Origin of the sequence: Bradyrhizobium sp. SZCCHNR2028 (genome assembly GCF_032380995.1) — a bacterium.
In the GTDB taxonomy this organism is placed as follows: domain Bacteria; phylum Pseudomonadota; class Alphaproteobacteria; order Rhizobiales; family Xanthobacteraceae; genus Bradyrhizobium.
In genome coordinates this window covers 1-24,850 of record NZ_JAUHJF010000025.1, presented here as the reverse complement: position 1 = coordinate 24,850, position 24,850 = coordinate 1, and the positions used below count along the sequence as shown (strand labels likewise).

Annotated in this window: 23 protein-coding genes, 1 tRNA gene, 1 pseudogene and 1 riboswitch; of the genes and pseudogenes, 14 read left to right on the top strand and 11 right to left on the bottom strand. The window is 66.2% G+C overall.

Going from position 1 to position 24,850, the window contains the following annotated elements:
• Positions 1–32: 32 nt before the first annotated feature.
• The 4 genes from QX121_RS27775 (at position 33) to QX121_RS27760 (ending at position 4,646) form a co-directional block, all read left to right on the top strand.
• The gene (locus QX121_RS27775) at positions 33–1,427 is read left to right on the top strand and encodes an OmpA family protein (RefSeq protein ID WP_315797795.1); all 1,395 of its coding nucleotides are present in this window, start codon (positions 33–35) and stop codon (positions 1,425–1,427) included.
• A gap of 4 nt (positions 1,428–1,431) precedes the next feature.
• Positions 1,432–1,737, top strand: coding sequence for a hypothetical protein (locus QX121_RS27770; RefSeq protein WP_315740516.1), 306 nt, complete (start codon positions 1,432–1,434; stop codon positions 1,735–1,737).
• Between the two features lie 517 nt (positions 1,738–2,254).
• Positions 2,255–3,310 carry a lysylphosphatidylglycerol synthase domain-containing protein gene (locus QX121_RS27765; RefSeq protein ID WP_315740515.1) on the top strand — a complete coding sequence of 352 codons (1,056 nt, stop codon included), beginning with the start codon at positions 2,255–2,257 and terminating at the stop codon, positions 3,308–3,310.
• Positions 3,311–3,338: 28 nt separating this feature from the next.
• Positions 3,339–4,646 (top strand): ATP-binding protein, encoded by a 1,308-nt coding sequence (locus QX121_RS27760; protein WP_315740514.1) that lies wholly within the window; start codon positions 3,339–3,341, stop codon positions 4,644–4,646.
• Between the two features lie 121 nt (positions 4,647–4,767).
• Here QX121_RS27760 and QX121_RS27755 read toward each other — a convergent pair whose 3' ends face one another.
• Complete coding sequence (locus QX121_RS27755; RefSeq protein ID WP_315717142.1) at positions 4,768–5,283, bottom strand: GcrA family cell cycle regulator; 516 nt, start codon at positions 5,281–5,283, stop codon at positions 4,768–4,770.
• A gap of 477 nt (positions 5,284–5,760) precedes the next feature.
• Between QX121_RS27755 and QX121_RS27750 the strand changes: the two genes are divergently transcribed.
• The 3 genes from QX121_RS27750 to QX121_RS27740 all read left to right on the top strand — a co-directional run bounded on the left by QX121_RS27750 (position 5,761) and on the right by QX121_RS27740 (position 9,168).
• Entirely contained in the window at positions 5,761–6,972 is a 1,212-nt protein-coding gene (locus tag QX121_RS27750) for an aspartate aminotransferase family protein (RefSeq protein ID WP_315813554.1), read from the top strand.
• 8 nt (positions 6,973–6,980) lie between these two features.
• Positions 6,981–7,907, top strand: coding sequence for an ornithine carbamoyltransferase (argF, locus tag QX121_RS27745; protein ID WP_315717175.1), 927 nt, complete (start codon positions 6,981–6,983; stop codon positions 7,905–7,907).
• A gap of 253 nt (positions 7,908–8,160) precedes the next feature.
• Complete coding sequence (locus QX121_RS27740) at positions 8,161–9,168, top strand: Hsp33 family molecular chaperone (RefSeq protein ID WP_315797792.1); 1,008 nt, start codon at positions 8,161–8,163, stop codon at positions 9,166–9,168.
• Positions 9,169–10,069: 901 nt separating this feature from the next.
• Here QX121_RS27740 and apaG read toward each other — a convergent pair.
• On the bottom strand, positions 10,070–10,462 hold the full coding sequence (apaG, locus tag QX121_RS27735) for a Co2+/Mg2+ efflux protein ApaG (RefSeq protein WP_315735770.1): 393 nt from the start codon (positions 10,460–10,462) through the stop codon (positions 10,070–10,072).
• 323 nt (positions 10,463–10,785) lie between these two features.
• Here apaG and QX121_RS27730 point away from each other — a divergent pair, with 323 nt between their 5' ends.
• From QX121_RS27730 to QX121_RS27720, 3 genes are read left to right on the top strand one after another with little or no spacing between them, the layout of a single operon-like run.
• On the top strand, positions 10,786–12,126 hold the full coding sequence (locus QX121_RS27730; protein ID WP_315797791.1) for an OpgC domain-containing protein: 1,341 nt from the start codon (positions 10,786–10,788) through the stop codon (positions 12,124–12,126).
• A complete protein-coding gene (locus QX121_RS27725; protein ID WP_315735774.1) occupies positions 12,126–12,884 on the top strand; it encodes an SGNH/GDSL hydrolase family protein in 759 nt (252 codons plus the stop codon). The genes QX121_RS27730 and QX121_RS27725 overlap by 1 nt, the downstream gene beginning before the upstream one ends.
• 13 nt (positions 12,885–12,897) lie before the next feature.
• A complete protein-coding gene (locus QX121_RS27720) occupies positions 12,898–14,058 on the top strand; it encodes an SGNH/GDSL hydrolase family protein (RefSeq protein ID WP_315813553.1) in 1,161 nt (386 codons plus the stop codon).
• Positions 14,059–14,139: 81 nt separating this feature from the next.
• On the opposite strand, the gene QX121_RS27715 is transcribed toward QX121_RS27720, so the two are convergent.
• Positions 14,140–15,348, bottom strand: a complete 1,209-nt coding sequence (locus QX121_RS27715) for an O-succinylhomoserine sulfhydrylase (RefSeq protein WP_315813552.1) — start codon at positions 15,346–15,348, stop codon at positions 14,140–14,142.
• A gap of 76 nt (positions 15,349–15,424) precedes the next feature.
• A riboswitch (SAM riboswitch) is annotated at positions 15,425–15,504 on the bottom strand.
• Positions 15,505–15,616: 112 nt separating this feature from the next.
• Here QX121_RS27715 and QX121_RS27710 point away from each other — a divergent pair.
• Both QX121_RS27710 and QX121_RS27705 read left to right on the top strand, forming a co-directional pair.
• Positions 15,617–16,723: a 2'-deoxycytidine 5'-triphosphate deaminase gene (locus QX121_RS27710; protein WP_315735780.1), complete on the top strand. Its 1,107-nt coding sequence runs from the start codon at positions 15,617–15,619 to the stop codon at positions 16,721–16,723.
• Between the two features lie 120 nt (positions 16,724–16,843).
• Entirely contained in the window at positions 16,844–18,322 is a 1,479-nt protein-coding gene (locus tag QX121_RS27705) for an MATE family efflux transporter (protein ID WP_315813551.1), read from the top strand.
• 16 nt (positions 18,323–18,338) lie between these two features.
• On the opposite strand, the gene QX121_RS27700 is transcribed toward QX121_RS27705, so the two are convergent.
• The 5 genes from QX121_RS27700 to QX121_RS27680 form a co-directional block, all read right to left on the bottom strand.
• Complete coding sequence (locus QX121_RS27700; RefSeq protein ID WP_315813550.1) at positions 18,339–18,740, bottom strand: SRPBCC family protein; 402 nt, start codon at positions 18,738–18,740, stop codon at positions 18,339–18,341.
• 10 nt (positions 18,741–18,750) lie between these two features.
• A complete protein-coding gene (locus QX121_RS27695; RefSeq protein WP_315813549.1) occupies positions 18,751–19,110 on the bottom strand; it encodes a VOC family protein in 360 nt (119 codons plus the stop codon).
• A gap of 52 nt (positions 19,111–19,162) precedes the next feature.
• Positions 19,163–20,002, bottom strand: a complete 840-nt coding sequence (locus tag QX121_RS27690) for an AraC family transcriptional regulator (protein ID WP_315813548.1) — start codon at positions 20,000–20,002, stop codon at positions 19,163–19,165.
• 76 nt (positions 20,003–20,078) lie between these two features.
• Positions 20,079–20,651 carry a methylated-DNA--[protein]-cysteine S-methyltransferase gene (locus QX121_RS27685; protein WP_315757628.1) on the bottom strand — a complete coding sequence of 191 codons (573 nt, stop codon included), beginning with the start codon at positions 20,649–20,651 and terminating at the stop codon, positions 20,079–20,081.
• A gap of 224 nt (positions 20,652–20,875) precedes the next feature.
• Positions 20,876–21,295 carry an SPW repeat protein gene (locus tag QX121_RS27680; protein WP_315813547.1) on the bottom strand — a complete coding sequence of 140 codons (420 nt, stop codon included), beginning with the start codon at positions 21,293–21,295 and terminating at the stop codon, positions 20,876–20,878.
• Positions 21,296–21,537: 242 nt separating this feature from the next.
• Here QX121_RS27680 and QX121_RS27675 point away from each other — a divergent pair.
• Positions 21,538–21,611, top strand: a tRNA-Gly gene (locus QX121_RS27675).
• 34 nt (positions 21,612–21,645) lie between these two features.
• On the opposite strand, the gene QX121_RS27670 is transcribed toward QX121_RS27675, so the two are convergent.
• Positions 21,646–23,511 (bottom strand): AMP-dependent synthetase/ligase, encoded by a 1,866-nt coding sequence (locus QX121_RS27670; RefSeq protein WP_315813546.1) that lies wholly within the window; start codon positions 23,509–23,511, stop codon positions 21,646–21,648.
• A 174-nt stretch (positions 23,512–23,685) separates the two neighbouring features.
• Positions 23,686–24,051 carry a nuclear transport factor 2 family protein gene (locus tag QX121_RS27665; RefSeq protein ID WP_315813545.1) on the bottom strand — a complete coding sequence of 122 codons (366 nt, stop codon included), beginning with the start codon at positions 24,049–24,051 and terminating at the stop codon, positions 23,686–23,688.
• A gap of 165 nt (positions 24,052–24,216) precedes the next feature.
• Between QX121_RS27665 and QX121_RS27660 the strand changes: the two genes are divergently transcribed.
• Positions 24,217–24,576, top strand: a complete 360-nt coding sequence (locus tag QX121_RS27660) for a hypothetical protein (RefSeq protein ID WP_315813544.1) — start codon at positions 24,217–24,219, stop codon at positions 24,574–24,576.
• A 93-nt stretch (positions 24,577–24,669) separates the two neighbouring features.
• Here the strand turns inward: QX121_RS27660 and QX121_RS27655 are convergent.
• Positions 24,670–24,850: pseudogene (locus QX121_RS27655) on the bottom strand (hypothetical protein); the annotation flags it as partial.

Here is a 24,850-nt window from a genome sequence, read left to right as displayed (position 1 = left end):
TCTCTCTGCTTCCTCGATGCGACGGATGACGAATGCGTGGACTTTTCAGGTGGAGCGGGAAATGGTGGCCTGGCGTCCTCCCGCTGATCGTGCTTTGGGGCCTCGCGGCCTGGACCAGCACCGTTCCCCTGGAGAATGATCTCGCCGGCCGCAGTTCGGCCGTCCTGAAGGGGGCCGTGCTCGACAGGACGAGCATCACGGTGGATGGCCGCGATGTCTCGCTGCGCGCCAATGCATTTTCTGAGGCTGGACGCCGCGATGCGGTCGCTGCGGTGGACGGCGTGGCCGGCGTGCGGCTCGTCAACGACGAGACGCGGCTGGTCCCCGAGGCCAAGCCCTTCGTCTGGTCGGCCGAACGCGACGTCGTCCGGGTGACGCTGGGCGGCAATGCGCCGTTGCCCGCCTTGAAGGGCAGGCTGATGGACGCGACGCGGGCGGCGCTGCCAGGCGTGGAGGTCGCGGACCAGATGGGCCTGGCGCGCGGCGCGCCAACGCGCTTCGAGGATGCGGCGCTGCTGCTGATCGGCCAGATCGGCAGGCTGAAGGACGGCAAGTTCACGATCTCCGATGGCGAGGTCGCATTGTCCGGCATGGCACGCGAGCTCGGCGGCCGCGAGGCGATCGCAGCTGCGCTCGGCAAGCTGCCGGACGGCTTCAAGGTCGCCAGCAACGACGTCAAGGCGCCGCCCTACATCTTCCAGGCCTACAAGGACCCGGTCGCGGTCACCGTGACGCTCGCCGGCAACGTTCCCGACGAGAACATCCACGCCGTCGTCGTCGGCTCTTCATCGCGAAAATTCTTCAGCGAGAAGGTCGTGGACAATCTCAAGAACAGCATCGGTGCGCCCACCAACTTCGTGAATGCGGTGGTGCCGGCGCTGGGCGCCTTGTCGCGGCTGTCGACCGGCACGCTGGTGGTGTCCGACCGCGACATCAAGATCTCCGGCGACGCGCTCTATGACGCCGCCGCCGCCCAGATCCGGACCGGGCTCGCCAAGGATGTCCCACAGGGCTGGCAGGTGAAGGCCGACATCACGGTGAAGCCGGCAGCCGCCCCGGTCGATCCCACGGTGTGCCAGCAGCTGTTCTCGGACCTGCTCGGCAAGGCGAAGATCCGATTCGAGACCAGCCGCAGCGACCTCGACAGGGATTCCACCGGTCTGCTCGACCGCCTCGTCGAGATCGCGTTCCGCTGCCCCTCCGCCAATGTCGAGATCATCGGCCACACCGATGCCGATGGCGACCCCGCGGCCAATCAGGTGCTGTCGCAGAAGCGCGCCCAGGCCGTGGTCGATTATCTGGTCAAGGCCGGACTGCCGGCCGACCGCTTCACCCCGATCGGCTATGGCAGCACCCAGCCGGTCGTCTCCAACGACACCGCCGACGGCCGGGCACAGAACCGCCGCATCGAATTCGTGGTGAGGTAACGTCATGGCCTATCTCGTTGCCTTTCACTGGGGCTGGCTGGCCGGCGCCTTCGCCATCGGGCTGGCGATGGGCTGGGTCGCCGTGGTGCATCGCGCCCCGCGCGTGTCGGGCTGGCTGACCTGGCTGCTGGCGGTGCTGGCCGCCGGCCTGGTCGCGGCGGCCGTGGCCTGCCTGATCCCCGGCCGGGCCGGCTACTGGCTCGAGCTGCTGCTGATCATGTTCGTGCCCTACCTCGTCGGCTGCGCCATCGGCACGTGGCTGCGGGCGCTGGTGGTGATCCGCAGCATGCGGACGAAATCGGCGGCCTGAAGCGGCCGCCCGGCGGTCTGCGCCCGACGCCACCTGCCAAGACTGCTGCCAAGACTGCGGCGGCGCCCCCCGCCGTCCGCGTGCCCGGGTCATCGCAACTGCGAGACACGAAGGTTTGACGAGGTGCGACCCTGTCAAACGCGCAGCCGGCGCTTATCGTTGAACGATGACGACCCGCCCAGCCGTGGGGCCCCCCGGAAAGCCCGGAGATGCGCGTTCCTCACCGAAGTTTAACCTGGGCTTTGCAGGCTGGCCGGGAGCGTGCGCCGACGCTCCGTCCTGCATGATGGCTTGCCTGATGTCTTTGCCTGATGTCTTGCCTCATGTGCGGCAAAACGGTGCATCGCATTTCCGTAAAGCCTGCTAAGTATATCCATGTGTACGCTTTTGTTCGCACGCTCCGTGTTCCCCAATGCGTCGAAACGCGCTACGAGGGCGTTGTATGCGCACATGACGCGGCGGCCTCCGGGGCGCTGCGTCCCCGGCCGTCGTGATCGGATCACGGTGAGAGGTGTAGATGCTTGAAGCCATACGCAGAGCGGCCACGTTCCTGCGCGAGAAGCAAGTCCTGCACAAGCTCGGCGTGCTGATCAGCATCGCTGTGATCGCGGTCGCCTGCTACGTCCTCTACCACATGCTGCGCGGCATCGACACCTACGAGGTGCTCGAGGCGATCAAGAGCACGGAGCCGCATCAGATCGCGCTCGCCGCGCTGTTCGTCGCCGCCGGCTATTTCACGCTGACCTTCTACGACCTGTTCGCGGTGCGCGCGATCGGCCACGACCACGTGCCCTACCGCGTCAATGCGCTGGCCGCCTTCACCAGCTATTCGATCGGCCACAATGTCGGCGCCAGCGTCTTCACCGGCGGTGCCGTGCGCTACCGCGTCTATTCGGCCCATGGGCTGAACGCCATCGACGTCGCCAAGATCTGCTTCCTCGCCGGCCTGACGTTCTGGCTCGGCAATGCCGCCGTGCTCGGGCTCGGCATCAGCTATCATCCGGAGGCGGCGGCCTCGATCGACCAGCTGCCGCCCTGGGCCAACCGCATGGCGGCGATCGCGATCCTGGTCGGTCTGTTGGGGTATGTCGCCTGGGTATGGACCAAGCCGCGCGTGGTCGGCCGCGGGCCGTGGACCGTGGTGTTGCCGAGCGGCCCGCTGACCCTGCTGCAGATCGCGATCGGCATCATCGACCTCGGCTTCTGCGCGCTCGCGATGTATGTGCTGGTGCCGGACGAGCCCAATCTCGGCTTCGTCGTCGTGGCCGTGATCTTCGTCTCGGCGACCTTGCTCGGCTTCGCCAGCCATTCCCCCGGCGGGCTCGGCGTGTTCGACGCCGCGATGCTGGTCGGGCTGTGGCAGATGGATCGCGAGGAGCTGCTGGCCGGAATGCTCTTGTTCCGAATGCTGTATTATTTGGCGCCGTTCCTCATTTCTGTAATCTTGCTGACGTTTCGCGAGGTTATCATCAGCACGCGGTCGAAGCGGCTGCGGCAGGCCGCGCTCAGCCTCGATCCGGGCCCCCCGCCTGAAGCCGCTTTTGTGAGGAAGCGCAGCGATTCCGGTGCCTGACGCCAGCTCAAGGGAATAGTAGGACGAGATGGCTCTCGACGCTCCCTCCGACACGGCGCTCTCGATCTTCACCCCCTGGCCGGACCGGCTGCGCCATTCCGCGATCATCCTGCTGGCTGCGGCGCTAGCGCTTGCCGGGCTCGTGCTGCTGGACGAGCTGCTGCCGCTGCGGGCCCTGGCGGTATTCCTGTGTATCGCCGCCGCAGCCCTGGTGCCGTGGCGGCTGCATGGCGCGGTCGCCAAGCGGGAGGAGGAGCGCCACGCCAACCCGGTCGAGGCGCCGGCCGTGAGCGCGGTGGTCGAAGGCATCCCCGATCCCGCCGTGCTGCTCGACCGCGCCGGCCGCGTCATCCACCTCAACGCCGCCGCCGCGCAGCTAGCGCCTGCCTTGCGCAAGGGCGAACTCGCCCAATTCGCGCTGCGCACGCCGGAGATCATCACCGCGCTGCGCGAGGCGATCGCCACCACCGAGATCCGCCGCGCCACCTATCACGATCACGTTCCGGTCGATCGCTGGATGGAGCTGATCATCACGCCGGTGCCGGTGCCGACGGCGTTCGGCGGCACCGACAAATGCATGCTGATGACGTTCCACGATCTGACCCCGCTGCGCCGGGTCGAGGAGATGCGCGCCGATTTCGTCGCCAATGCCAGCCACGAGCTGCGCACGCCGCTGGCGGCGCTCTCGGGCTTCATCGACACGCTGCAGGGGCCGGCCAAGGACGATCCGAAGGCGCGCGAGCGCTTCCTCGGCATCATGCACATCCAGGCGACGCGCATGGCGCGGCTGATCGACGATCTCCTGTCGCTGTCGCGGGTCGAGCTGTCGGCGCATGTCCAGCCCCACGCCATGGTCGACGTCGTTCCCATCATCCGCCAGGTCACCGACGGGCTGGAGTCGCTGGCGCGCGAGCGCCAAGTGGTGATCGAGACCAGCCTGCCGGAGGCGCCGGTGACGATCGCCGGCGACCGCGAGGAACTGCTGCGCGTGTTCGAGAACCTGATCGAGAACGCGCTGAAATACGGCGCCTCGGGCGGCCGCGTGATCGTCTCGCTGGAGCAGGCCGTCTCCGCCGAGAACGCGCCGGAGATCCGGGTCAAGGTGCGCGATTTCGGCCCCGGCATCGCGCCCGAGCATCTGCCGCGGCTGACCGAGCGCTTCTATCGCGTCGATGTCGGCGACAGCCGCGCGCAGGGCGGCACCGGGCTCGGCCTCTCCCTGGTGAAGCACATCCTCAACCGCCATCGCGGCCGGCTTCTGATCGAGAGCGTGCCGCGCAACGGCGCCGCTTTCACGGCCTGCTTTCCGCAGTCCAGGCCCGCAGCACGCGCCTGACGGGCGGGCGCATCTTGCGGCCCGGCGCAGGCCGGGCGCATATCATCGATCGTTGTGAACAGAGGCCGGACATCGCGAGGCGATGCGGAGCACCTCATCGCCCGCCGTGGTCGCCGGCCGCTCAGCGCGTGGTCGACTTCGCCGGCTGGCGGCGGCGGTCGGCCGCGGGCTGATAGGCGACGCGCGAATGCTGCGCGCAATAGGGCAGGCCAGAAAGCGCCTTGCCGCCGCAGAAGAAGAAATCCGCGCTCGAGGGATCGCCGACCGGCCAGTGGCAGGTCGCCTCGTTGAGCTCCAGCAGCGACAGCCGCTGGTTCATCGGCACGACGTTGTCGAATGCAACCGGATCGGGCTCCGCCTCAACTTCGAAAACCTGTGCGAGCGCCGTGTTGCCGCGCGCCACCGGGCGCGCCACCCGCATCATCGGCTGTGCCGGGCGGGCCGCCTTGCGCTGGCGCGGTGCCGCGGTGGCCGGGCTCTTGGCGCGGCCGGACAGGCCCAGCCGGTGCACCTTGCCAATCACGGCGTTGCGCGTCACGTTTCCGAGTTCCGCGGCGATCTGGCTGGCCGACAGTCCGGCTTCCCAGAGTTTTTTCAGTTGCTCGACGCGATCGTCGGACCAGGTCAATACGGTCATCGAACCTTTCCCTTCGCGTTGCGCCGGCCAATTCCGGGACGGCGCTGCGATGCTGTCTCAAGAAAATCCCTGGCGGCAGAATCCCTTGTCCCTCGCCGGGCGCGCGCAAGGCACCCGGACGTTACGCAAACTCAGAGAACTTCGAGAGGGATCAGAACTGCCGCACGAGATGTCGTACTCGACGTTGAAAACGCTACAATATGGCGTGACTCCCGCGCAAGAGTCGGCGGCCGCAGTCCACACATTCCGTGGTTCCCTGTGGCACGTCTCGAGCTGTGTCAGGCGTCCGGAATCTCACGGGCCGGCCCCCCATGCATCAGCTGACGCGTAGTTGACTCCCACCGCTGCCCGCATACAATAGATGCACGTGCCGCCTTGAAAAGGCGGCACATTTTGTTTTCCAGGGTGGGGTCCCTGATGCGCGATGGCGCCGCGTGGCGCGTGTCTCGGCCGGCCCGTCAGCTCATGTGATCCGCCATGACCAGTGTTGCCGCTACGCATCTCCTCCCCGTATTCGCCCGGGTCGATCTTTCGTTCGAGCGCGGCGAAGGCGCGTGGCTGATCGCGACCAATGGCGACCGTTATCTCGATTTTACCTCGGGCGTCGCAGTCAATTCGCTCGGCCATGCGCATCCGCATCTGGTCAAGGCGCTGCAGGAGCAGGCGGCCAAGCTCTGGCACATGTCGAACCTGTTCAAGAGCCCGGATGGCGAGCGCCTCGCCGCGCGGCTGTGCGAGCAGAGCTTTGCCGACTACGTATTCTTCGCCAATTCGGGCGCGGAGGCGATGGAAGGCGCGATCAAGATCACGCGCAAATATCACGCCGCCAAGGGACATCCCGAACGCTATCGTATCATTACGTTCGAAGGCGCGTTCCACGGCCGCACGCTCGCCACGCTCGCCGCGACAGGTTCGGCCAAATATCTCGACGGCTTCGGTCCGCCGATGGACGGCTTCGATCAGGTTCCGTTCGGCGACATCGAAGCAGTGAAGAAGGCGATCGGTCCGCACACCGCCGGTATCCTGGTCGAGCCGGTGCAGGGCGAGGGCGGCGTGCGCACCGCGCCGCTGCCGTTCTACAAGGCGCTGCGCCAGCTCTGCGACGACAACGGTTTGTTGCTGGTCATCGACGAGGTCCAGACCGGCATGGGCCGCACGGGCGATCTGTTCGCGCATCGCTGGCTCGGCGTCACGCCGGACGTGATGTCGCTGGCGAAGGCGCTCGGAGGCGGCTTTCCGATCGGCGCCGTGCTCGCGACGGCCGAGGCCGCGTCGGGCATGACGCCGGGATCGCATGGCTCGACCTTCGGCGGCAATCCGCTGGCGGTCGCCGCGGCCAACGCCGTGCTCGACGTGATGCTGGCGCCCGGATTCTTCGATCGCGTCCGCAAGATGTCGCTGCTGTTGAAGCAGAAGCTCGGTGCCGTTCTCGATCGTCATCCCGATGTCATCTCCGAGATCCGAGGCGAGGGCCTGCTGATCGGCGTCAAGGCGGTGGTGCCGTCGGGCGATCTGGTCGCGGCGCTGCGCGATCAGAAGCTGCTCACGGTGGGGGCCGGCGACAACGTCGTACGCTTCCTGCCGCCGCTGATCGTCAACGAATCCGAAATCGAACAATCGGTCGAGATGCTCGATCGCGCCTGCGCGGCGCTGTCGGGCGGGCCTGCCAAGCAGGCGGCCGCATCATGAGCAAGACCATGGGCAACACGCCGCGTCATTTCCTCGATCTCACCGAGATGCCGGTGGAGGAGTTGCGCAACGTGCTGGCGCTGTCCAGCGCGATGAAGAAGACCTTGAAGGCGCGCGAGCCGGCGAAGAAGCCGCTCGAGGGCAAGGTGCTGGCGATGATCTTCGACAAGCCGTCGACACGCACCCGCGTGTCGTTCGACGTCGGCATGCGCCAGCTCGGCGGCGAGGCGATCATGCTGACCGGCACCGAGATGCAGCTCGGCCGCGGCGAGACCATCGCCGACACCGCGCGCGTGCTGTCGCGCTATGTCGACGCCATCATGATCCGCATCCTCAGCCATGAGGCGCTGCTCGAGCTCGCCGCGCACGCCACCGTGCCCGTGATCAATGGTCTGACCCGGCGCTCGCATCCCTGCCAGGTGATGGCCGACGTGATGACCTTCGAGGAGCATCGTGGCTCCATCGAGGGCCGCACCGTGGCCTGGACCGGCGACGACAACAACGTGCTGGCCTCCTGGGCGCATGCCGCCGAGCGCTTCAAGTTCCGGCTCAACGTCGCCACCCCGCCGCAGCTGTCGCCGGGCAAGCCGATGAAGGATTTCATCCGCGCCACCCGGGCCGACATCCATCTTGGCCACGATCCGGAGGTCGCTGTCGCCGGTGCCGACTGCGTCGTCACCGACACCTGGGTGTCGATGGGGGACAAGGATGGCGAGCACCGCCACAATTTGCTCAAGCCCTATCAGGTCAATTCCAAGCTGATGTCGCTGGCCAAGCCGGAGGCGCTGTTCATGCACTGCCTGCCGGCCCATCGCGGCGAGGAGGTCACCGACGAGGTGATCGACGGCCCGCAGTCGGTGGTCTTCGACGAAGCCGAGAACCGCCTGCACGCGCAGAAGGGCATCTTGGCCTGGTGCTTCGGCGAGCGAGCTTAGGGTTCGACGGCGCAATTTCACTGGTGTCGTCCCGGCCTCGCGCCGGGACCCATACCGCGTGATCGAACTGATTTGCAACGGTGGCCGTTGCTCTGCGTAGTTGGGGCGATCGTGGCTCGTCGGTTACGGCTTAGCGTCGGCGACTACCACCGACGTCCCTCGATAGCATCCGCGGTATGGGTCCCGGCGCGAGGCCGGGACGACAGCCGGGGGATGCCCTTCCATTCGTTTTAATCATCCCCAAATACGCCCCATGACAACCAATTCCCCCGAAACCGACATCAACCTCGATACCAGCCGCGCGCCCTCGGCGGTGCCGGTCGACGACGCCGTGCTGCCGTTCGAGGTCGCGGCGCTCGATCTGCGCGGGCGACTGACCCGCATGGGTCCCGCGCTCGACGATATCCTCACCAAGCACGCCTATCCCGCGCCCGTGGGCAAGCTGCTCGGCGAGGCCATCGTGCTGACGACGCTGCTCGGCTCCTCGCTGAAATTCGACGGCCGCTTCATCCTGCAGACCCAGACCGACGGGCCGGTGTCATTCCTGGTGGTCGACTTCCAGGCGCCCGACCGGCTGCGCGCTTACGCACGCTATGACGAGGCGCGACTGCAAGAGCTGAAGGATTCGGCCAAGGACTCCGGCGGTCTGCTCGGCAAGGGCCATCTGGCAATGACCATCGATCAGGGCGCCGACATGAGCCGCTACCAGGGCCTCGTCGCGCTTACCGGCGGCAGTCTGGAGGAGGCCGCGCATGAATACTTCCTGCGCTCCGAGCAGATCCCGACCCGTGTGCGCCTCGCCGTCGGCGAGGAGTGGAGCGGCGGCAAGCACCGCTGGCGCGCCGGCGGCCTGCTGACGCAGTTCCTGCCCCAGGCGCCCGAGCGCCTGCGCCAGGCCGATCTGCATCCCGGCGATGCGCCCGAGGGCACCGAGCTGCATGCGGTCGAGGAAGACGAGGCCTGGATCGAGGGCCAATCGCTTGTCGCGACGGTCGAGGATATCGAGCTGATCGACCCGGCGCTGTCCGGCGAGCGGCTGCTGTATCGTCTGTTTCACGAGCGCGGCGTCCGCGTGTTCGACACCGTGCCGCTGCAGGCGCGCTGCTCCTGCTCGCGCGATGCGGTCGCCAACATGCTGAAGAGCTTCTCGCCCCAGGACCGCGCCGACATGGTGCAGGACGACAAGGTCGTCGTCACCTGCGAGTTCTGCTCCTCGGTCTATCAGTTCACGCCGCATGAAGCCGGCGTGACGGAGAATTGACTCTGTTGCGCTCGCTCCGCGCATCGTAGCGATCGTGGTCGAGCGACAGCCCTCCGTACGTCATCGCGAGCGCGTCGTCGCTTCGCTCCTCGCGATGACGCTCGATAGGCTGCGTCGCGCGGCGTCGGAGAGAATGTCGGGAGTTCGTGTGCGCCGGCGATTTCGATTAGTTCGTTGTTGAAAATCGGTTTTCTCGCTGATCGACGCCACATCCTTGCCCGTCGCGTTGATTGGTCGCAGCAACAAACAACTTGTGCCGTCGGGCAAATCACTGGCACATTTCCGCGCATCCTGTTGCCGCATGAGGGGCGTTTCGCGACCGTCACGGACCGTTGGCAGTGGGAGGCGATGGGCGTGTGTTGCCGCAGCGTAGTTCAGTCTGCGCGGACGAACGGCGATCCACGCACGGTCAAGTCGCGCGGTCCTGATATCCCGATGCTGATATCAACTCACGTTGAGGCTTCGCTTCGCGTGGGGATGGCGGCCAGAAAGCCCGGCGCGCCAGGGAGAACGCGAAGCAGCCGTTAAAACCAGTCGCGCAGGGAGGGCCGGGTCGTTCCGGCTGAACCTGTGGTACCTGCCGCCTGCATTTTTTTCTGCAGGCGGGCCGCAGGCCTCAGCCGAGGCCTGGCCTTCCCTGCGCCCTCTATTTGCAGAGGGCGGATGAATGGGCAAAGCTCGGACGCGAGGTGCGTCGCGAGAGCGATGACGTGCGGCGTGAGTACAGGATCCATCGTATTGCACGTCGTCCGCTGGCGCGTTGTCGGAAGCTTGCCGGGACGACAGCGGGCCAAACATCGGCAGGCGAGGCGAGCCGCAAGGACAAGGTGTTGAACGTCGAGAGCAGCACAAGAGACAGCGAGCGGACGACTGGGGGCAGTCGAACTGCATGCCTTCTCAGCTAATTCAACACCCGCTTGCCGTCGGGGCTGTCGAGCGAGAAGGCCGGCACGGCGATGTCGAAGTGCTCACCGCTCTCGCTCTCCATCTGGTACGAGCCGGCCATGAAGCCGGACGCGGTGGTGAGCGGGACGCCGGAGGTGTATTCGAAGCGCTCGCCCGGCGCGAGCACCGGCTGCTCGCCGACCACGCCCTCGCCGCGGACCTCCTGCTGCCGGCCGATCCCATCGGTGATGATCCAGTGCCGGCTGCGCAGCCGCACCGTCTCCTCCCCGCTGTTGGTGATGACGACGGTATAGGACCAGAACCAGCGGCCATCGGCCACCGACGACTTCTCAGGCAGGAAGTTCGGTTCGACGGTCACTTCGATGTGGCGAGTCACGGCGCGATACATGGTGGCATTGTAGCGGAAACCAGCGCCGGAACCAATCGGGACGCCATCGTGCTTTCAACACAGTTCCGCATTATGGCACCAGAATCGCGGACTCTGTCGCCCGTATGCGCGATCCGTTCCTTGGGCTCGGATCGGGCGCGGCCGGCAGCACCCTGGCGGTGATCGCCCTGTCCTGCGTCGTGCGATCGCCACCAGCCGTCCGCCAAGGTCGAAAAACTGGGCACGGCCCAGCTGATAAGTCCTTCATCGCTTGCGCGAAAACTGCGCAGCCCTACATTTCCCCTGCCGGGCCTCGAGGGCTGGCAGCTTTGACGCGGTGCCTGATGACGTCGATTGTCGATCGCCTTGCCGGACCGTCCGCCCCCGCAGCCAGCGCCGCACCCGCGCCGGCTACGGAGACTGCCGCTGCGGCGAGCGCGGCTGCACCTGCGGTTGCATCTGCATCTGCCGTCGCGGCTGCGCCGGCCGTCAGCGCTGCACCCGCCATCACCGCCGTCCCTGCGATCACCTTCCCGGCGGTCGGCGAGCGCGAACTGCGGCTCGACCTGTTTCGCGGGCTGGCGCTATGGCTGATCTTCATCGACCATCTGCCGCCGAACCTGCTGACGTGGTTCACGCTCCGCAACTACGGCTTCTCCGACGCCACCGAGATCTTCATCTTCATCTCAGGCTACACGGCGGCGTTCGTCTACGGCCGGGCGATGCAGGATGCCGGTTTCATCGTCGCAACCGCGCGCATCCTGCGCCGCGTCTGGCAGATCTACGTCGCCCACGTCTTCCTGTTCACGATCTTCCTCGCCGAGATCTCCTACGTCGCGACCAGCTTCGAGAACCCGCTCTACACCGAAGAGATGGGAATCATGGATTTTCTCAAGCAGCCGGACGTGACCATCGTGCAGGCGCTGATCCTGCGCTTCCGCCCCGTCAATATGGACGTGCTGCCGCTCTACATCGTGCTGATGTTGTTCCTGCCGTTGATCCTGTGGCTGATGCGCTGGCGGCCCGACGTGACGCTCGGCCTATCCGTCATTCTCTATGCCGTGACCTGGGAGCTCGATCTCTATCTGACGGCCTATCCCAACGGCTTCTGGGCCTTCAATCCGTTCGCCTGGCAATTGCTGTTCGTGTTCGGCGCCTGGTGCGCGCTCGGCGGCGCGCGGCGCATGTCGCGCATCATCAACTCACCGATCACGCTCGGGCTCTGCGTCGCCTATCTGGTCGCGGCCTTCTGCGTGACCCTGACCTGGTACATTCCGCAGCTCGGCCATCTGATGCCGCGCCGAATCGAGCAGTGGATGTATCCGATCGACAAGACCGACCTTGACGTGTTGCGTTTCGCGCATTTTCTCGCACTCGCAGCACTCACCGTGCACTATTTGCGCAAGGATTGGCCGCTCTTGAAGTCGCCGTGGCTGCGTCCGCTGATTGTCTGTGGGCAACACTCGCTCGAGATCTTCTGTCTCGGCGTGTTTCTGGCGTTTGCGGGCCACTTCGTCCTTGCCGAAGTGTCCGGCGGCGCCATGATGCACGCGGTCATCAGCCTTTGCGGCATCCTCATCATGTGGGGGGTGGCGTCGTTGATTTCGTGGTACAAGCGTGAGGCCGATAAGGGCGCGACGCGAAAAGGTGCGCGCAGCAACGCCGATCTGGCGGGAGGGGGCTGATGAAGTCCGTCTCGTGGTTAAGGTTTGGTATCGCAGTGCTGGCTGTTTCGCTGGCGGCCTCTGCGCGCGCGGAAGAGGCGCCGCAGAACTGCGAGGTGCCGGCCTACCTGCTGACCACCGAGAGCCCGCTCCCGAAGGTTGCAGACGCCGTCAAGAACGGCCGCACGCTGGATATTCTCGTCGTCGGAAGCAGGTCATCCTCCATTGTCAGCACCTCCGACGCCAATGCCTACCCCGCCCGTCTGCAGGCTGCGTTGAAGGACAAGCTGCCAACCGTCGCCGTCAATCTCAGCATCGAGCTGCAGCCCAAGAAGACGGCCGAGGAGGTCGCGGGCAATCTCGTTAAACTGGTGGAAGGAAAAAGGCCTAATTTGGTCATCTGGCAGACCGGCACGGTCGACGCCATGCGGTCGATCGATCCTGATGAGTTCCGGCAGGCGGTCGACGACGGTGTGGCGACGCTGCAGAAGGCGGGAGCTGACGTCGTCTTGATGAACCTGCAATACAGTCCGCGGACGGAGACATTGATCTCCGTGCCGCCCTATGTCGACAACATGCGTGTGGTGGCGCAGCACCGGGACATTCCGCTGTTCGATCGGTTTGCCATCATGCGGCAATGGAACGAGCAGGGCGATTTCGACCTGTTCAATCCGACGCACGGGGTCGAGCTGGCCAAGCAGGTTCATGACTGCCTCGGCCGGGCGCTGTCGAAGTTCATCATCGACGCGGCGCATATCGGGCCGGCGCAGCAGAACTAGGGTTATGTCGTTCATGACGTCGAATGAGTGTCACCGCGTCTCCGGGACATGGGAGAAGCTTTCGGCCGTTGCGGTCATTGCCATTGCCATCGCCCTCGCGCTGAGCCCGCAGAAGCTACGGGCGCAGAGCGCAGCGCCGGCTGTGCCCGCCGCGCTTTCCGATGTGGAGAGCTCCGATCCAAAGGCTCCGCTGATCAGCGGGCGACCGAGCATCGGTCACGTCACGGTGGCGCAGGCGAGCGATCAGGTGCCCGGGCCGATCGCCGTGGCGCGCCCGGCGGCCACGACCTCGCCGCCTGCGGCGACGACCGCGCCGGCCATGACCGATGCACAGCCGCCGGCTGCAGCCGGGCAGGCCGTCGTGGCGGCGCCGCCGTCGCGCAGCATCACCGAGCGGGCGATCGACAAGGTCAAGCAGGTCGCGAAGTCGGCCACCGACATCTTCAACCGCGTGCCGTGCCTGACGCCGAAGGGCGTCGCCAAGAAGAATTTCATTTCGCTGCCGCACGTCGCCAACAAGCTCGCCTCCGGCCTGCCGGTCGTCATCGTCGCCTTCGGCTCGTCGTCGACGCAGGGCTATGGCGCGAGCGCGCCGGACTACACCTATCCGAATCGGCTCGCCGCGCAGCTGCGCCGGCAATATCCGATGGTCGACATCAGCGTCATCAATGCCGGCGTCGGCGGCGAGGATGCGCCGGAGATGATGAAGCGGCTGGAGACGTCGGTGATCGACCGGCATCCGGATCTCGTGATCTGGCAGGTCGGCACCAATGCCGTGCTGCGCGATCTCGATCCCGCCGAGACCGCCAAGCTGGTCGATGACGGCGTCGCCAAGATCCAGGCGGCGGCCTCCGATGTCGTGCTGGTCGACCTGCAATATTCGCCGCGCGTCAACGAGCGCTCGGAGAACGCCAGCCGCATGAACAAGCTGCTCGGGCGTATCGCCGAGCTGCATCACGCCGGCATCTTCCCCCGCTTCGAGGTGATGCGCGACTGGCACGAGCGGCAGGCGATCCCGATCAACGAGTTCGTGATCTCGGACGGTCTGCACATGAGCGATTGGGGCTACGCCTGCTTCGCCCAGCTGCTCGGCGACGACATCATCCGCTCGGTCGGCCAGGTCAAGCTCGGCATCAACACGCCGGCCAACGTGCTGACCTATCGGCCGATGTGAGAGTGGCGAGTAGGGAAATAGCGAGTAGCGAATAGGATGCAATCGGTACGCCCTATTCGCCATTCTCTATGCGGCCATTCGCTACGCGGCCCTCAGGGCCGCATCCAGATCCTCGATCAGATCGTCGGCATGCTCGAGCCCGGCGGAGAAGCGGATGAAGCCCTCGCTGATGCCGAGCTCGGCGCGCGCCTCGGGCGTCAGCCGCTGATGCGTCGTCGTCGCCGGATGCGTGACCAGCGTCTTGGCGTCGCCGAGATTGTTGGAGATGCGCGCGAGCTTCAAGCCGTTGAGCGTGCGGAACGCGCTGGCCTTGCCGCCCTTCACCTCGAAGCCGACCAGCGTCGAGCCGGCGCGCATCTGCTTGCGCACGGTCGCCGCCTGCGGATGGTCCTCGCGACCGGGATAGATCAGCCGCGAGATCTTCGGATGCGCCGCGAGAAAGTCGGCCACCTTCGCCGCCGTCTCGGTCTGCGCGCGCACGCGCACCGCCAAGGTCTCCAGGCCCTTGAGCAGGACCCAGGCGTTGAACGGCGAGATCGACGGACCGGTCTGGCGCATGAAATTGTGGATGTGCTCGGCGATGAACGCCTCCGACGACAGGATCACGCCGCCGAGGCAGCGGCCCTGGCCATCGATGTGCTTGGTCGCGGAATACACCACGACGTCGGCGCCGAGCGCGAGCGGGCTCTGCCAGATCGGGGTCGCGAACACGTTGTCGACGATCAGTCGCGCGCCACGGGCGTGCGCGATCTCGGCGATCGCGGGAATGTCCATCACGTCGAGCGTCGGATTGGTCGGGCTCTCCAGGAAGAACGACTTGGTGTTCGGCCTGACCGCCTTCTGCCATTGGTCGAGGTCGAGCCCATCGACCAGGGTCGATTCGATGCCGTAGCGCGGCAAGAGATCTTCGACGACGTAGCGGCACGAGCCGAACAGCGCCTTGGCGGCGACGACGTGATCGCCGGCACGGAGGGGAGCGAGGATTGCCGTGGTGACTGCGGCCATGCCGGTTGCGGCCGAGCGGCAGGCCTCGGCGCCCTCGAGCTCGATCATGCGGCGCTCGAACATTGCCGTGGTCGGGTTGGAGAAGCGCGAATAGATGAAGCCGGGATCCTCGCCCTTGAAGCGCGCCTCGCACTCCTCGGCGGTGGCGTAGACGAAGCCTTGCGTCAGATAGAGCGCCTCGGCGGTCTCGCCGAATTCGGAACGCAAGGTGCCGGAATGCACCAGGCGGGTTTCAGGACGATAGCGGGCGAACGACGCCGGGGCCTTCGCGGGGGACTTCGACATGTGACCTCCATCGTGACCACCGCCTCCAGCGATGGGCACAAAAAAACCGGCCTGGGAAAACTCCTCACGGCCGGGATCACAATCGTCCCCGGCCTGTTTAGCGACTTATTTAACGTGGCTGCAAGCCGGCCGGCTCAAATCACCACGGGATAAGTCGTGCTCATAGTCGCAACCGGCCTTTCCGTCAAGCCAGCCATCGGATAACCGGTAAAAAGACCCTATATAGGCTCGATAAGCCGCCGTTCCGGCGCCTGCAAAGGATCAGGTCTTGCCGTTTTCGCTCAGCCCCGACGCCCACGGCATCCTCCCCGATCGCATGATCGTGGCGATGGCGGAGGCTGGCCTGATCATCCCCGCATACGATTTTGTCGAAAGCCAGATCCAGCCGGCGAGCCTGGACCTGCGGCTCGGCGACATCGCCTATCGCGTGCGGGCAAGCTTTCTGCCCGGGCCGGGCGCGACGGTCGCCGAGCGTATCGACGAGTTGAAGCTGCACGAATTCGCGCTCGCCGACGGCGCAGTGCTGGAGACCAACTGCGTCTACATCGTGCCGCTCTTGGAGAGTCTCGCGCTGCCGAAGGACATCGTCGCGGCCGCCAATCCGAAGAGCTCGACCGGGCGGCTCGACGTGTTCACCCGCGTGATCGCCGACGGCACGCGACGATTCGACATGATCGGAGCCGGCTATCACGGTCCGCTCTACGCCGAGATCAGCCCGAAGACGTTTCCCGTTTTGCTGCGCGAAGGCTCGCGCCTGTCCCAGGTCCGCTTCCGCTACCGCGACGCGGTTCTGTCGGAGGACGAACTGATCGCGCTGCATCAGGCCGAGCGGCTGGTGGATCGCGATGATGCGGATCTCGTCGGCGGCGTCGCTCTTTCCGTCGACCTGTCCGGCAGCAATGCCAACGGCTATGTGGGCTATCGCGCCAAGCGCCATACCGGCGTCGTCGACGTCGACCGCCGCGCCGGCTATGCCGTGGAGGAGTTCTGGGAGCCGATCAAGGCGCGACCCGACGGCAGCCTCATTCTCGATCCCGGCGAGTTCTACATCCTGGCTTCGAAGGAGGCCGTGCAGGTGCCGCCGGACTACGCCGCCGAGATGGTGCCGTTCGATCCGCTGGTGGGCGAATTCCGTGTCCACTATGCCGGCTTCTTCGATCCCGGCTTCGGCTATGCCGGCGCCGGCGGGCAGGGCTCGCGCGCGGTGCTTGAGGTGCGCTCGCGCGAGGTGCCGTTCATCCTCGAGCATGGCCAGATCGTCGGCCGCCTCGTCTATGAGAAGATGCTGGCCCGGCCGAACGCGATGTATGGCAGCCGCATCGGCTCCAACTACCAGGCCCAGGGCCTGAAGCTCTCCAAGCACTTCCGCCTCTAGGCCCGGCTGCGCGCTGACCGCGCACCCCCAATGCGCCCGCTGCACGGGGCGCGGCCCGGCGGTGTGCTAGGAGGAACGACAAAGGTCCCGCCAGATGGCGCGGCCAAACGGGGAGCGAGCATGTCCGAGATCGGCTTGGCCGACAGTCCGGTCGGCGAGGGGCGTACGTTGCCGCCCATCGCGAAGCCGGTTCGGAATGCGCTCGTCGACGGACCCATTCTGCGCACCCTGCTGTCGCTGGCCTGGCCGAACATCATCGCGAACTCGGCCGGCACCTGCGTCGTCATCGCGGAGACCTCCTATATCGGCCGGCTCGGTATCGAGGCGCTGGCGGCGATGGCACTGGTGTTCCCGCTGGTGATCCTGACCATGACGATGTCCGGCGGCGCCATGGGCGGCGGCGTGGCCTCGGCGATCGCGCGGGCGCTCGGCGCCGGCGACACCGAACGGGCCTCGACCCTCGCCACGCACGCGCTGCTGATTGCGCTGCTGTTCGGCGCGACCTTCATGGTCGGCATGCTGGTGTTCGGTCCCGCCTTGCTGGAAGTGCTCGGCGGCCGCGGCGCGGTGCTGAGCCATGCCACAGCCTATCTGCAGATCTTCTTCGGCGGCGCGATCCTGCCCTGGCTGATGAACTCGATGGCCGGCATCCTGCGCGGCACCGGCAACATGAAGCTGCCGTCGTTCATGATCCTCAGCTCGGCACTGCTGCAGATCGTGCTCGGCGGCACGCTGAGTCTGGGCCTCGGGCTCGGCATGCGCGGCGTCGCCGCCGGCGCGCTGCTGGCGTTCTGCGTCAGCATCTCGGTGATGGGCTGGTATCTGTCCTCGGGCCGAGCGCGCGTCCGGCCGAAGCTGCGAGGTCTCAAGATCAGCCGTGCGATGTTCGCCGACATCCTCAAGGTCGGCGCCATCGCCTGCTTCTCGCCGCTGCAATCCGTGCTGTCGATCGCGATCTTCACGCACATGCTGGCATCGTTCGGCACCGCCGTGTTGGCCGGCTACGGCATCGGCGCACGGCTCGAATTCATGGTGACCACTGTCGCGTTCTCCGTCGGCATGGCCTCGGTGCCGATGGTCGGCATGGCGATCGGTGCGGAAAGAATCGCGCGCGCCCGCCGGATCGCCTGGACGGCGGGGCTGGTCTCTTTCGCGTCGGTGGGTGCGCTGTCGACGCTGATCGCGATCGTCCCGCAATTGTGGGTCGACATCTTCACCCAGGACGAGAGCGCGCGCAGCGCCGGCCGGCACTATCTTCAGGTCGCAGCGCCAATGTATGCCTTCATCGGCCTGGCGATCTCGATGTACTTCTCCTCGCAGGGCGCAGCCAGGGTGATCGGTCCGGTGCTGGCACAGACGGTGCGGCTCGTCTTCATCGCCGCAGGCGGTAGCTATCTGCTGAGCCATGCCGCGACCGAGGGCGACTTCTTCATGCTGGCGGCGTCCTCGATGGTCCTGCTCGGAGTGCTGACGCTCGCCAGCGTCATGCTCACCCGCTGGGGCCCGAAGCCGGCCGCAGCGCTGGAGCTGCGCCCGGCCGTGCTGGCGGCCGAGCTCGGCTCGGGGGCGCAGATCCCGCCATCTCCGCATGTCGGCTGACGGCTGCTCGACTCGTCTAGGCGCGCAGCCCGCCTAGGGCGTCCTGCATCGCGCGCGCGCCGAGCGCCATCTGCTGCTCGATATAGGGCGCGATCTCGTGTGGCAGCACGTCGGTCGTCCAGATCACCCGGCAGCGCGCCTCGCCTTCCGGGACGATCTGAAACGACGCGCTGTGCTGAGTGATGCGCTCGTTCTTGATGGCGTAGACGAGGCGCCGGCGTTCGTCGTTGCAGTCGACCAATTGCTCACGCACCACGCTGCCGTTGGCGAAGCTGACGATGCGGACGTCGCCGTCGAGCTTGGTATCGGTCACGAAGCCGGGCGCCAGCCTGGTATGAACAGCGCCGAAATCGCGCACCGCGTCCCACACGGCAGCCGCCGGGGCTGCGATCGGAATGTCCTTCTGAATCGATGCCATGGCGCTGACCCTACGGGCACACGGCTTCGATGTTGTTGCCGTCCGGATCGATCAGGAAGGCGGCGTAATAGGTCGGGCTGTAATCCGCGCGCGGCCCGGCGCCGCCATTGTCGCTGCCGCCGGCCTTCAGCCCCTCGCTGTGGAATCTGGCGACCGCCGCGTGGTCCCGGGCGCGGAACGCGATATGGGCGGCGCCTTTGCTGGCGCCCTTGTCGAGATACAGCCACAGCGCCGGCTCCCCCTTCGGGCCGATGCCCGCCGACGCCTCGTCCTTGGAGCAGAGGATGTGGCCGAGCGGCGCCAGCGCCGATGTGTAGAAGCGGACGCTGGCGTCCAGATTGCCGACCTTGAGGCCGATATGATCGTACATCGATGATCTCCATGCTTCGCGTGCGGCTGTCGCACGCGCTGGGATCATCCAATCAATGGCGGCTCAGATGGTCTTGGAGAATCTTGCGCTCGCCGCGCGATGCCTTGCGAAACTTCGCCGGCGACACGCCGGCAGCGCGCGCGAAGGTGCGGGTGAAATTCGACAGATCGGCAAAACCCGAATCGTAGGCGATGGTGGTGACCGGCGTATCCTCCTCGCTGAGACGCCGCGCGGCGTGCCGCAAGCGGGAGCGGATCAGATATTGATGCGGCGTCACGCCGATCGTCGCCGCGAACAGCCGCAGGAAATGGAACGGGCTGACGCCGGCCTCACCAGCCGCAGCCGCCAGATCGATGTCGCGCGCCGCATTGTCGTCGATCCACAATGCGCTCTCGACCGCGCGCCGGCGATCGCGAAGGCTTGGCGTCGCCGCCCGTTCCTGCTGGCCCGTGGCGGTCGCGACGAAGCGGCTGGCGATGATCTGGCCAACCTCGTCCAGACCGAGGTCCTGCTCGCGCGCGGCGACGGCCTCCGCGAGCTCACCGAGGACCATGAGCTCCGGCAGCGGCGGCATCGCGCCAACCCGCCAGGCCAGCCTGTTGCCGCCGATCTCGTCGATGAGCGCATGATCGAAGAAGAATGACAGGCATTCGTCGCCGCAGACGTGATCGTGCGTGCACATGAACTCATCGCCGGGATGGCCCACCAGCAGCGAGCCGGTGACCAGCTCGAAGAAGCGGCCGCGGTGCCGACAGCCGAAGCTCCCCTTGCGCACATAGGACAGCGAGTAGCCGGAATACTGCTCGACATAGGGACGCTCGCCCGGAACCGCCGCACAGCGGAACTCGGAGACGGTGACGTCACGGCTTTCGAACAGGATGGTGGCGGTCATCCTGCAAATCTAGCGCATTGCGGATGAAAGAGGAGGGCTGCGTCCGAGATAATATCGCGCGCAGCGAGGCGCCCGCTTACGACGCGCGCGGCCGGTCGACCGCGAGAAACGCGTCGAACAACGTCAGGCCCGCATGAGGCCGTGCGCCTTCGAGCGACAGCAGCCGCCGTTTGGAGATGACGCCGCTGTTGGGCGACGGCTTGTCGAGACCGTTGCCGATGTCGCGCACGCGGTGACAGGGAACGATCAGCACGAGCGCATTCTTGCTCAGCGCCTGCGCGATCGAATTCAGCGCCTTGGGAACGTGCAGTTCGTCTGCGATCGCGTCGGCGCTGCGCGTCTCGCCGCGCGGAATGGCACGAATGCAATCATAGACGCGCTGGTTGAATGGTGTCACGCCGCCGAGATCGAGCACGACATCGGAGAAGTCGACCTCCTGCCCGCGCAGCATGGCGGTGATGCCTTCGATGGCGAGTTCAATATTCGAACACGGGCGCTGCTCCCGCGCTTCGGGAAACTGGCGAAACAGGCGCCGCCGCGTCTCGATTTCCCGTGCTTCCGGCAGTTGTACGCCGGTGATTCCGGCATCGCTCCACGCAATGCCGCAACGGCCGAGGGCCGTATCAAAGATCGTATACCCACGCCCCATGACGCCACCCCAACCCCACGCCACATCATATCATCGTCACGATCGCCCGCATCAACTTTGTTTACAAAGTGTTAACAGCGCGGCGTGACCGGGGCGGGTTTGCCCTGATTTGGGTGATGGTTGTCAAGCGTCCCGTTGCGATCGCTGCCTGCGATCTCTGTCATCGGCATCGCGATCACGGAATGCGGCGCAGCGCGCAGGCGAGGTGCGATCGACCAGAGCCGCTACGGCTGACTCACCAATGCAGGCCTATCGCCAGCAAAATCAGGATCATGCGCAAGCCACAGTTCGAGCAGGCTCAGGAAGGTCACGGCGATCCCGATCGTGATGCTGACATGCATCGCCGACGTATGCACGAACCCGAGCAGCCACGGAGCTGCAATCAGCCACAATCCAAGCGCGACCTTCAGCCACTCCTCCCAATCGGCAAACGCCAGGAGGCCGCCGAGCGAGAGCACGACGACGGCAGCCCCCGCCAACGCAGCATCGATCCGGCCGGCGCTGCCGACAAAGCCGAACAGCCAGGGCGCGACGGCCAGGAACAGACCGCAGCCGAGGGTGTAAAGGTCGAGCGCCGACGGGCCCGACATGATGGCGAGGGCTTTCGAGGTTGCGGTCTGAGACGCGGGGCTGTGGCTCTGCATGATGTGAGCTCCCAGGACATTGACGGCGGACCTTGACGGCGCGACGAAGCAGCGAGGCGCGCCGCCTCCAACGGGCAAAAGCGCGACCGGCCCGATCCGTTCCGGAGCCGGCGGTCGCGGCCGATCACGATCGGGAGATCAGGCCGGTGCAGAACTGTTGCCTCCCCCACCCCTGGGCCTGGCGGTGTCGCGGCAACAAGCCGCTTGGCGAAACGCATGGTCTCGGCTAAGCATTGGCGAGCGCGGGCGTAGTTCAATGGTAGAACGGCAGCTTCCCAAGCTGCATACGAGGGTTCGATTCCCTTCGCCCGCTCCAATGCCGCAATGTCCTGCTGCTACGCTCTGCAAAATCAGCTTCGTACGGTAGCCGATGGCCGCAAAGTTGCCGCGCGTTTCGCATAGATCGCCTCGATCTCCTTCGCGAAGCTCCGCTCGATCGCCGGACGCTTGTTCTTCAACGTCGGCGTTATCAGGCCTTCCTGCACGGTCCACGGCTCCAAGGTCCAATGCACCGCCTTCGGCGTCGCGTAGGACGGATAGGCCTTCGCGGCTCGCGCAATGTGGCGCAGCAGAGAGGCCGCTTCGGCCTCGGTGCCGCGCTGGCCGTGCGCCGCGAGCCTCGCCTGCTGCTCAGCCCAGCCGTTGGCGTTGAGCACGACGATCGCGGTCAGGAACGGCCGGTTCTCGCCGATCACGATGGCCTGCTCGAACAGCGGATCGGTCAGGATCGCGGTTTCCAGATCGGCGGGCGCGATCTTCTCGCCGGTCGAGGTGACGAGGATGTCCTTGATCCGACCGGTGATGGTGATGCGTCCGCTGTCAATGCGGGCCTGGTCGCCGGTGTGCAGCCAGCCGTCGGCTTCCCTGGTGCGCGCGGTCTCCTCCGGCCGGTGCCAATAGCCGAGCATCACGTTCGGGCCGCGCACCATCAACTCGTCATTGTCGCCGATGCGCACCTCGATGCCCGGCAGGGCGCGTCCGACGGTGCGCGGGTCGTTGTCGTCAGGCGTGTTGACGCTGACGACGGGCGATGTCTCGGTCATGCCGTAGCCCTGCAGCACCTCGAGCCCGAGCGCCAGGAACAGCCGCACCACCGGCTCGGCGATCGGCGCGCCGCCGCTGACGGCGACGTGCAGCCGTCCGCCGAATCGAGCCAGTACCTTGGCGGCGACCAGGCGTTGCAGCAGCGGCCACGCGATTCGGTCGAACGCTGAAAGTCTGGTTCCGCGCCCATGCTGCGCATCGAAGCGCCGGCCGCCGATCGCGATGGTCAGGTCGAGCAGCGCCCGTTCGAGCGGGTTTGCGATCGCGCGATGATGCATGATGACCGAGTAGATGCGCTCATAGATGCGCGGCACGGAGATCAGGATGGTCGGACGGACCTCCACCAGATCTTCGGACAGCTGCTTCACCGAGCGCGCATAGGCGACGCAGGCGCCGATGGCGATCGGGTAGTAGTAGCCCGCGGTGCGCTCGAACGTGTGCGACAGCGGCAGGAACGACAGGAATACGTCGTCGGTATCGGCCGCCAGCCGCTGATGAATGGCCTTGAGGTTGGAGACGACGTTGTCGTGCGACAGCATCACGCCTTTTGGCCGGCCCGTCGTGCCCGAGGTGTAGACGACGGCGGCGAGGTCGTGCGGCGCGATGGCGATCCGGGTGCCGGGAAGCGTGGCATCGCCGGCCGCGTTCAACCACGCCTCCAGATCGACGAGGCGCGGATCGCCGGTCGGCCGGATCGTTCGCCGGTCGGCGCAGACGATCCGCCGCAGGTCGGGCAGGGCCTCGCCGACCGCTGCGATCTCATCCCAGCGTGTGTCCGAATCGACCAGCAGCAGCCGGGCACCGGAATCGGCGAGGATGTAGGCGATGCTGTCGGCATTATCGACGGCATGCATCGGCACCGGCACCAGTCCGAGCGAGAGCGCGGCCTGGTCGATGGCGAGATGCGCGATCCCGTTCGGCATCAGGATGGCGACACGCTCACCCTGGGCGAAGCCGTCGGCCGCAAGCGCCCGCCGCCAGCGGTCGACGACGAGATCGATCTCGCGCCAGCAGAAGCTCGCCCATCGGCCGCTTCCTGCGTCGAACTGTCGGTAGGCCTGCTTGTCCGGGCTCCGTTCGACGCGCCAGCGCCAGAGTTCGGGCAAGGTGGTGATGGCGGCCAGCGTGCCGGCCGCCATGGCGTGATCATCGGTGGGATTTGACTGCTGCACGCCCGTCTCCGGCGATCCTGAACTCGTCGCGAAGCAGAAGCTCTGCAGCGGCGGACCGGATCCGACGTTGACGTAGCGCAATCACCACGAGACAGGTCGTGCGTCTGCGCATGGGAGCCCGGCCATCGCGGCAGGCCGACCGCACTGCGGAAGCCGGGCGGAACGGGACGTCCGTCAGGCGCCCTGCGGGACCTTGTCGAGAAACCCGGTGACGCGCTGGATGCGGCCGTCGGCCAGCTCGACGAAGTCCGTGCCCTGGATCGGGGCTTCCGCATCCTCGGGGCCGAGCTCCCAGGAAAAGCGGAGATGATGACCGTGGCCGTCCGCGGAGCCGATCAGGCGAAAGCGGAAGTCGGGAAAGCGCTGCTGCACGCCCGCGACCAGGCCATCCACCCCATCGCGTCCTTCGCCGCGCATCAGCGGGTCGACATAGAGCGCATCCGCGGTCCAGTGACGCGCAAGCAATGCACCACGCTGCGCGGCATCGCGTTCGTTCCACAGCGCGATGTAGCTCTCGGCGATCTCGGTTGGGTTGGTCATCGGTGCTCTCCATGTTGTGAACGATGAGGAGCCCATCATCGCGCCCGGCGCGCAGCGAATCGACTACGTCGAACGTCATCTCATCCGGAATGACAGAACTGTAAGTTGCCGCCTGTTTGCGCGAGGACTACTCCACGCGCGGAGGCGGTGCGGGGAATGCGTCTCATGATGTCCGACACTTGGAAGTGGATTGCCATCGCAATCTGTCTGGTGCTGTTCACGGCGGATACCGTGCTCAAGCCGCAGGACAAGCCCAATCGCATGGTGTTCTTCGAGCTGCATCGCGGCGAGCGCCCGACGATGATCGGCATGATGCGCGACGACCTCGTCAAGCTGCCGGGACGCGGCGCCAGCCGCATCCGCGACGCGCTCGCGCGCGGCGAGACGTTAACGGTCTGGCAATATGAATTAAGAAAGATTGAAGACGGCAGCTATCAGGAGGTGCCGGAGCGGCAGATCCAGCTCGGCGCCGCCGATGCGCCGCTCGTCACGTTTGGAGCGCGGATTCGGCTGCCCGATAATTAGTTAACTTCACGGGGACCGAGGGCGTCGGGAGGCAGATCGTCCTCCCGGCTGCCAGCGCGATATCGGCCGGACCTCGCTCGATCTCGCGATCGATCAGACGGCGCGCTGCTGGGAGTGATCCTGCCGCGCCCGCTTGCGGGGCGGGGCTCGGCACGGTCCAAACTCGTGATTGCATTGATCGCATCTCCGGATTTCGGCCATGCCAGCCAGCCAGCCAGCCAGCCAGCCAGCCAGCCAGCCAGCCAGCCAGCCAGCCAGCCAGCCAGCCAGCCAG